The organism is Streptomyces sp. adm13(2018) (genome assembly GCF_008042145.1).
In the GTDB taxonomy this organism is placed as follows: Bacteria; Actinomycetota; Actinomycetes; order Streptomycetales; family Streptomycetaceae; genus Streptomyces.
The window spans coordinates 1,293,976-1,302,234 of sequence record NZ_RDBH01000129.1; the positions used below are offsets into that span (position 1 = coordinate 1,293,976).

Sequence of the window (8,259 nt, forward strand, 5' to 3'; positions counted from 1 at the left end):
GTACGCCCCCGTCCCCGCGTCCAGGACCGTCGACCAGCCGCTGTCACTCACCGGGAGCCGCCTTGCCGATCACCGATTTCGACCGCTATCCGCTCCTCTTCGGGCCCTCGCCGGTCCATCCCCTCGAACGGCTCACCCACCACCTCGGCGGCGCCACCCTGTGGGCCAAGCGCGAGGACTGCAACTCGGGTGTGGCGTACGGCGGGAACAAGACCCGCAAGCTGGAGTACCTGGTCGCCGACGCCCTCGCCCAGGGCTGCGACACCCTCGTCTCCATCGGCGGCGTCCAGTCCAACCACACCCGCCAGGTCGCCGCCGTCGCCGCCCGGGCCGGGCTGCGCTGCGTGCTCGTGCAGGAGAGCTGGGTCGACTGGCCCGACTCCGTCTACGACAAGGTCGGGAACATCCTGATCAGCCGTCTCGCGGGCGCCGACGTCCGGCTCGTGCGGGCGGGCTTCGGCATCGGCTTCAAGGAGAGCTGGGAGCAGGCCCTGCGCGAGGTCGAGGAGGGTGGCGGGAAGCCGTACGCGATCCCGGCGGGCGCCTCCGACCACCGGCTCGGCGGGCTGGGCTTCGCGAACTGGGCGTACGAGGTGGCCGAGCAGGAGCGGGCGCTGGGCGTGCGCTTCGACACGGTGGTCGTGTGCTCGGTGACCGGCTCCACCCAGGCCGGGATGGTCGCGGGCTTCGCCGCGCTCGCCGAGGAGGAGGGCGGCCCGGCCCGCCGGATCATCGGCGTCGACGCCTCCGCGAAGCCGGGGCCGACCCATGAGCAGATCACCCGGATCGCCCGGGACACCGCCGCCCTCATCGGCGTCGACCGCCCGGTGACGGCGGCCGACGTCGAGCTGGACGAGCGCTACCACGCCGGGGTGTACGGCATCCCGGACGAGGCGACCCTCGACGCGATGAGGCTCGCGGCCCGCACCGAGGGCATGGTCACCGACCCCGTGTACGAGGGGAAGTCGATGGCGGGGCTGATCGACCTGGTGGACCGGGGGGAGATCGGCCGGGACTCGACCGTGCTCTACGCCCACCTCGGAGGCCAGCCCGCCCTCAACGCGTACAGCGCGCTGTTCTGAACGGGGGAGCGCGGCCGCTCAGAGCGCCTGGGCGGCCGGCTTCACCATGCCCCGGACGGTCCGCGACTTCACGAACTCGCCCATGGCCGTCATCTCCCACTCGCCGGAGAACTGCTTGATCAGCTTGGCCATCATCACGCCGGTCTGCGGCTCGGCGGTGGTCAGGTCGAAGCGGACCAGCTCCTCGCCGGTCGCCGCGTCGATCAGCCGGCAGTAGGCCTTGGCGACCTCGGTGAACTTCTGTCCGGAGAACGAGTTCACCGTGAAGACGAGACCGGTCGTGTCGGCGGGCAGCCGCCCGAGGTCGACGACGATCACCTCGTCGTCGCCCGCGCCCTCGCCCGTGAGGTTGTCGCCGGAGTGCTTCACCGAGCCGTTGAGGATGGACAGCTTGCCGAAGTAGCAGCTGTCCTGGTGGTTGCGCTGGGGGCCGTAGGCGATGACGGAGGCGTCCAGGTCGATGTCCTTGCCGCGGTACGCCGGCTCCCAGCCGAGGCCCATCTTGACCTGGGAGAGCAGCGGGCGGCCGCCCTTGACCAGGGACACGGTCTGGTTCTTCTGGAGGCTGACGCGGCCCTTGTCGAGGTTGATCTTGCCGGAGCCGGCCGCGGCAGCGTCGAGATCTACCTGCGCAACGGCGCGGGCCTTCCACGCGCCGTTGCGCAGGTAGATCTCGACGACCACGAGTGCCGTCTCGGTGGCCAGCTGCGGCGGGGTGAAGGTGGCGAGGACGGTGCCGTCGTCCGCGTTGCGAAGGGTGGCGGTGGGCTCGATGCCCTGGAAGGTCTGGCCCGCGGCGTCGGGGCTCGCGGTGACGACGATCCTCTCGATGCCGGCCGGGACGGCGCCGGTGTCCACCAGGATCGCGTCGGGGGCGGCGCCGCCGCCGGAGCGGTAGGTCACACCGGGGCCGGACGGCTGGTTGTAGAAGATGAAGTCGTCGTCCGAGCGCACCTTGCCGTTGGCGCCGAGCAGCAGGCCCGAGACGTCGAGCCGCACCGGTGCGGCGACGTCCACCGCCACGCGTGCGGCGGTGAGAGGGATGTTCGAGCCGGGGGTCATTGCGGTCATGCCTGGGCTAACGAACCGGGTGCCTTTGCCGTTCCCTTACCCTCGGCCGGTTCGGCCACCTTGATTACGGGGGTGGTTCCTGGCCTGCCGCTCGTTCCCGAAGCGGTACGCGCCGGTCCACCGGGCCATGACGAGCTGGGCGTCGCCCGACCCGACCTCGGCGAGGAACTTCTCGGCGCGGGCGCCGCGCAGCACACCCGCGGCCCGCCCCAGGTGGGTGAGGACCACCGAGCCGTCGCGGCGCTGTTCGTACGTGAATCCATGGGGTCGTGGCATGCCGGGCATCCTGCCGTTCCCGGTCAGATCCGTCATATGAATATTCTTTCGACCCATGGATGCGGTGGGGGCGGAGGGGCCGGTGGGGGTGGGTGAGGACCACCGAGCCGTCGCGGCGCTGTTCGTACGTGAATCCATGGGGTCGTGGCATGCCGGGCATCCTGCCGTTCCCGGTCAGATCCGTCATATGAATATTCTTTCGACCCATGGATGCGGTGGGGGCGGAGGGGCCGGTGGGCCCCGAGCGGCACCCCCGGAGGTACGGTCACCAGCTCGGCCGGGCCGTCCACCGGGACCCGCACCGGCGGCAGATGTCCCGCGTTCGAGATCCTGCACCGGCCGCGGGCCCGGTCGTGCACGGCGAAGAGACAGGTCGCGATGTAGTGCTCCAGGCCCGCCGTGATCCGGTCCAGGTGCCGCAGGACCTGGGCGGGCGCCAGGTCGAGGTCGGCGAAGGCGCAGGTGGCGGTCCGCAGCCGGCCCATCGTCGCCGCCGCGTCGATCCCGCTGCCCATCACGTCCCCGACGACCAGCGCCGTCTTCTCGTCGGGCAGCGGGATCACGTCGTACCAGTCGCCCCCGACCTCGCTCGACGCCTGCGCGGGCTGGTAGCGGGCCGCGACCTCCAGGCCGGCCCGCTCCGGCGGTGCGCCGGGCAGCAGGCTGCGCTGCAGCGTCACCGCCGAGTTCCGCACGCTCTGGTACCAGCGGGCGTTGTCGATGCTGACCGCGGCGCGGGCCGCGAGCTCCGTCGCCAGCAGCACGTCGTCGCCGTCGAAGGGCAGGGCGTTGCGGTCCCGCTTCAGGTCGAGCGCGCCGAGCACCTCGCCGCGGGCGATCAGCGGCACCGCGAGATAGGAGTGCACCCCCGCCCGGGCGAGCAGCTCCGCCGCCTCCGGGCTCCGGGCGATCCGGGACAGGTCACCGGGGCCGACGTGCTCCACGAGGACGGGCAGACCGGTGTGCACGCACCGGGTGACGAGGCGGTCCGCCCCGTACATGGTGATCGCCCCGGGCGGGTCGGCCGCCGGCAGCGCGTCCGTCCGCGCCGCCGCCTTCACCGCCAGCGCCCGGAAGAGCTCGGGCCCCTCCTCGGGCGCGCCCGGCCTGCGCAGCGCGAGGACGGAGTCGAGGACGTCGACGGCGGCGATGTCGGCGAGCTCCGGCACCACCACCGAGGCCAGCTCGTCGGCGGTCCGCTCCACCTCCAGGGTGGTGCCGACCCGGGCCGAGGCGTCCGCGATGAGCGCGAGCCGCCGCCGCGACCGGTCGGCGTCGGCGTCCGCCAGGTGCCTCTCGGTCACGTCGATCACCGAGACGGCCACCCCCAGGACCCGCTCCTCCGCCCCCTCCAGGCGGTAGAGGGACACCGACCAGGCGTGCTCGCGGTCCGGGTCGGCGGGGGTCCGCCCGAGGGTGGAGTGGTCGAGCAGCGGCTCGCCCGTGGCGAGGACGGTGCGCACCGCGTCCTCCAGGGCCGCGGCGTCGACCTTCGGCAGCATGTCGCCGATCCGCCGTCCGATGTGCAGGGCGGCCGGGACGCCGTTGATCCGTTCGAGGGCCGGGTTCACCAGGACGTAGCGCAGGTCGGTGTCGAGGACGGCCAGGCCGATGGGGGACTGGGACACCAGCCGGTCGGAGAGGGCCAGCTCGGTCTCTATCCGCTCGACGGCGGCGTGGTCGGCGGCGATCCCCAGCGCGTAGAGGCCCCCCAGGTCGTCGGTGAGCCGCATGTTGCGGAACTCCACCGGCCGCACCCCGCCGTCCTTGTGCCGGACGGGGAAGGTGCCGGCCCAGGTCGTGCCCTCCCGCAGCACCTCGCCGAAGAGGCGCATCGCCTCGTCCCGGTGGTCCGCGTCGACGACCAGCCGGGCGATGTACTGACCCAGGGCCTCGTTCGCGCGGTAGCCGAAGAGGTCCTCGGCCTGCGGGCTCCAGAGCACGATGCGTCCGTGCGCGTCGATGACGACGGCGGCGACCCCCAGGACGTCGAGGAGGCCCTTGCCGTCCAGGGGCACACCGACCCGCCCCGTCGTCCCCGGGAAGGAACCGGCCGTCACGCTGCCCTCCTCCCGCCGCGCCGCGCCTCCTTCCATGCTCGCCGCCCACCGGTCCCCCCGCACCGCGAGCGCCCCCGGGGCCCGGGGCGGGGCGGAGGCCCTCACCCGACCGGTACGGAGTTCCCAGCCGGCCGGTGAGGAGCCTCACGCCGACCGGTACGGAGCCCTCAACCCACCGCTACGGAACTCTCAACCCACCGGTACGGACGGGTCCGGCCGGTCCGTCGTCTCCCGGGCCCGCCCGTGGCGCCGCCCCCGGACCGTGACCGCCGCCGCCCAGCCCGTTCCCGCGAGCGCGAGCAGCGGCAGCAGGACGCGGACGTCGACGAGGGCGACCAGGCCCGCGCCGAGGCCGAGCGCCAGCGCGTTCGGCGCCATGACCAGCGTGTGCGCGGTGGCCGCCACCCGGCCGACCGCCTCCGGGGGCGCCACCCGCTGCACGGCCGTCGCCACCGCCACCAGCACCCACGGCAGCCCGAGGCCGATCCCGGCGCTCGCCGCCAGGGCCGTCGCCTCGTACGGCAGCGCCCGGACGCCCGCCGCGACCGAGAACAGCGCGAGGCCGCCCGCGGCGAGCGTCCGCTCGGGGATCCGGCGCAGCAGCGGCCCGGTGAGCAGGCCCGCGAGGACGGAGCCGGCGCCCTGCACCGCGTAGAGCACGCCCGCGTAGGCCGGGGCGTGGGCGAGCCCCCGGTCGACGACCGCGTAGATCGCGGCCCCGTTCACCCCGGCGAGCAGCATCGTGAACGCGCCCGTCGCGACCAGGGGCCGCAGCACCGGCGAGCCGCGCAGCAGCCGGGCGCCCTCGGCGGTCTCCCGCCGCAGTTTCCGGGCCTCCGGGCGCGCGGGGCGTTCCTCCCGTACGGGCATCCGGGCGAAGAGGCCCGCGGCGAGCGCGAAGCCGGCCGCGTCGAGCAGGGCGACGGTCCCGCCGCCGTACGCGGCGAAGAGGCCCGCGGCCACGAGCGGGGCGATCAGTTTGGTCGACTCGTTGGCGGTCATTCGCAGCCCGTTGAGGGCGCCGAGCCGTTCCGCGTCCGCGGCGGTCGCGACCAGGGCCTGCTCCGCCGCCTCGTGGAGGGTGCCCTGTGCCCCGTAGAGGACGAGGACGGCGAAGAGCAGCCACACCCGGTCCGCCGAGTCGACCCACAGGAGGACGGGGAGGACCGCGGCGGCCGCCAGGTCGAGGGCGACCAGGAGCGGCCGCCGCCGGGCCCGGTCGGCGAGCGTCCCGAGCAGCGGCCCGAGGAGGACGGGAGCCCAGAGGGCGAAGGCGGCCAGGGCCGCGAGACCGTCGGAGCCCGTCAGCGACTTGACCCAGATCCCGGAGACCAGCCACATCGCCGTCGTACCGAATCCGGACACGAGGACACCCGTCAGATACCAGCGCATGGGCACAGGCTGGTCTCTGAGGTGGGCCCGGCGGATCGGGCATCTGCCCTAGGAGACCGGCCCGGACGTACGCCGACCGACCACGTCGGCCCTGTCCCGGAGGCGGGACGCCCTCACCGCGTCACGGGGGCCGCGTCGCCCTCCGCCTCCCGCTTCTCGCGCCACAGGGCCGCCCCGGTCGCCACCGCGCCCAGGCCCTCCCACAGGCCCACCCCCAGGAACCCGGCGGGGGCGCGGCCGCCGACGACCACGAGGGTGAAGACGGCGCAGGTGAGGAGACGGAAGGGCACCGTCCAGCGGAAGAACGCCTTCCAGTCGGCGAGCGCGGCGAGGACGTAGTAGACGCCCATGTTGAGCGCGGCCATCGAGGAGGCCGTGAGGAAGACGAGCGTGTGGTCCCCGTCCGCGCGCGCGGAGTCGGGCACCGGCTCGAAGCCCATCACCGTGAGCAGCGCGTCCGGGACGACCAGGCCGACCACGCCCAGTGCGGCGGCGAGCACGCCGAAGACCGCGATCGTCCAGCCGGACAGGGAACGGGGCAGGCGCACGGCGGTCCTCCGCGGGAGCAGGATCAGTGGTTCGAATGTGTGCTCGGACACGAGCGTGATCCTGCATATCGTGTGACGGGCCCCGACGGCCAATCGGGGCCCGCGTCACGTCACTTCAGGGCGGCCGCCATCATCTTCTGCGCCACCGGGGCCGCCAGACCGTTGCCGCTGACCTCGGAGCGGGCCGCGCCCGAGTCCTCGATCAGCACCGCGACGGCGACCTGCTTCCCGGTGGAGGGGTCCTTGGCGTACGAGGTGAACCAGGCGTACGGCGTCTTGCTGTTGTTCTCGCCGTGCTGCGCCGTACCCGTCTTGCCGCCGACCTCGGCCCCGCGGACGGCCGCGTTGGTGCCGGTGCCCTCCTCCACCACGGTCCGCATCGCGCTCCGCAGCTGCCCCGCCGTCGACGACGAGACGATCCGCTCGCCGCCGCCGTCCTCGAACCGGGTGAGCGGGTCGCCGTCCGAGTCGACGACCTCCGACACCATGTGCGGCGCGGCGAGCCGGCCGTCGTTGGCGATCGCCGCCGACACCATCGCCATCTGGAGCGGGGTGGCGGTCACGTCGAACTGGCCGATGCCGGTCAGCGCCGTCTGCGCCTTGTCCATGCCGGAGGGGTACACGCTCGCGTAGGCGCGGACCGGGATGTCGCGCTCGGCGTCGTTGAAGCCGAACTTCTCCGCCATCGCCCTCACCTTGTCCTGCCCCAGGTCGGCCGCCAGTTTGGCGAAGACGTTGTTGCAGGAGTAGCGGAGGGCGGTGCGGATCGTGGCGTTCTCGCAGGGCGCGGACGCGTTCTCGTTCCTCAGCACGGTCCGGGTGTTCGGCAGGGTGTACGGGTCGGGGCTGTCCGTCGCCGTGTCCACCGAGCCGTACAGCCCGTCCTCCAGGGCGGCGGCGGCCACCACCAGCTTGAAGGTGGAGCCGGGCGGCAGCGGCTGCCGCAGGGCGCGGTTGACCAGCGGCTTGTCCTCGTCCGCCATGAGTGCCTGCCAGGCGTCCCCGTCCGTGGTCCCGGCGATCTTCGACGGGTCGTAGGACGGGGTGGACACCATCGCGAGGACACGGCCGGTGGCCGGGTCGAGGGCGACGGCCGCGCCCTTCGTGTCCCCGAGGGCCCGGTAGGCGGCCTTCTGCACGTCCGGGTCGATCGTGGTGACGACCGTGCCCGGCTTCTGCTGCTTGCGGGTGACGGCGTCCAGCGGGTTCTTCAGCCGGTCGTCGGTGCCGTCGAGGACGTCGGCGTAGACGCCCTCCAGCTGGGTCGCGCCGTACGCCTGGGAGCTGTAGCCGGTCACCGCCGCGTACAGGTCGCCGTCCTCGTACGTCCGGCGGTACTCGAGGTCCGTTCCCTCCGTCTTCTTCGAGCCGGTGACCGGCGAACCGGCCACGACGATGTTCCCGAGCGGCTGCGCGTACTGCGCGATCGTCTTCCGCCGGTTCTTCTGGTCGTCCGCGAGCGCCTTCCCCTCGTACGCCTGCACCCAGGTGGCCCGGCCCAGCAGGGCGAGCACCAGGAGCAGCACGAAGACCGAGGTGCGCCTGATCGTCTTGTTCATCGCACTGGTGGGGACGAACGGACCGGTGGGGGACGTTCCGGATGTGGCCGGATGTGGCCGGATTCTCAGCCAACCTTCATCGGAGACGGGCCCCCGGGTGACCGCCGTCACCCGGGCCGGGTGAGGAGCAGGGCGAGGACGACGACGAGGGCGTCGGCGAGCACCGGCACCCCGTTGACGGCGATCATCGGCCGCCGCCGCCACCTCGTGCGGACCGACGATCCGCCTCCGCCGCGCGGGGGAGCGGGTGCGGCGGGAGAGGGGGAGAAGG

Annotated in this window: 7 protein-coding genes; 1 reads left to right on the forward strand and 6 read right to left on the reverse strand. The window is 73.4% G+C overall.

The window, feature by feature from the left end; genetic code table 11:
* The first annotated feature begins 62 nt into the window (after nucleotides 1-62).
* Nucleotides 63-1,082, forward strand: coding sequence for a 1-aminocyclopropane-1-carboxylate deaminase (locus EAO70_RS22570; protein ID WP_148004630.1), 1,020 nt, complete (start codon nucleotides 63-65; stop codon nucleotides 1,080-1,082).
* Between the two features lie 18 nt (nucleotides 1,083-1,100).
* Here the strand turns inward: EAO70_RS22570 and EAO70_RS22575 are convergent, their stop codons facing one another.
* The 6 genes from EAO70_RS22575 to EAO70_RS22600 all read right to left on the reverse strand — a co-directional run bounded on the left by EAO70_RS22575 (nucleotide 1,101) and on the right by EAO70_RS22600 (nucleotide 7,988).
* Nucleotides 1,101-2,144 (reverse strand): TerD family protein, encoded by a 1,044-nt coding sequence (locus EAO70_RS22575; protein ID WP_148005304.1) that lies wholly within the window; start codon nucleotides 2,142-2,144, stop codon nucleotides 1,101-1,103.
* A gap of 45 nt (nucleotides 2,145-2,189) precedes the next feature.
* Complete coding sequence (locus tag EAO70_RS22580) at nucleotides 2,190-2,429, reverse strand: hypothetical protein (RefSeq protein WP_148004631.1); 240 nt, start codon at nucleotides 2,427-2,429, stop codon at nucleotides 2,190-2,192.
* 32 nt (nucleotides 2,430-2,461) lie between these two features.
* Entirely contained in the window at nucleotides 2,462-4,489 is a 2,028-nt protein-coding gene (locus tag EAO70_RS22585; protein WP_261992986.1) for a PAS domain-containing protein, read from the reverse strand.
* A gap of 189 nt (nucleotides 4,490-4,678) precedes the next feature.
* On the reverse strand, nucleotides 4,679-5,881 hold the full coding sequence (locus EAO70_RS22590; RefSeq protein ID WP_187283990.1) for an MFS transporter: 1,203 nt from the start codon (nucleotides 5,879-5,881) through the stop codon (nucleotides 4,679-4,681).
* A 113-nt stretch (nucleotides 5,882-5,994) separates the two neighbouring features.
* On the reverse strand, nucleotides 5,995-6,429 hold the full coding sequence (locus EAO70_RS22595; RefSeq protein WP_148005306.1) for a hypothetical protein: 435 nt from the start codon (nucleotides 6,427-6,429) through the stop codon (nucleotides 5,995-5,997).
* A gap of 110 nt (nucleotides 6,430-6,539) precedes the next feature.
* Complete coding sequence (locus EAO70_RS22600; protein WP_148004632.1) at nucleotides 6,540-7,988, reverse strand: peptidoglycan D,D-transpeptidase FtsI family protein; 1,449 nt, start codon at nucleotides 7,986-7,988, stop codon at nucleotides 6,540-6,542.
* Between the last annotated feature and the right edge of the window lie 271 nt (nucleotides 7,989-8,259).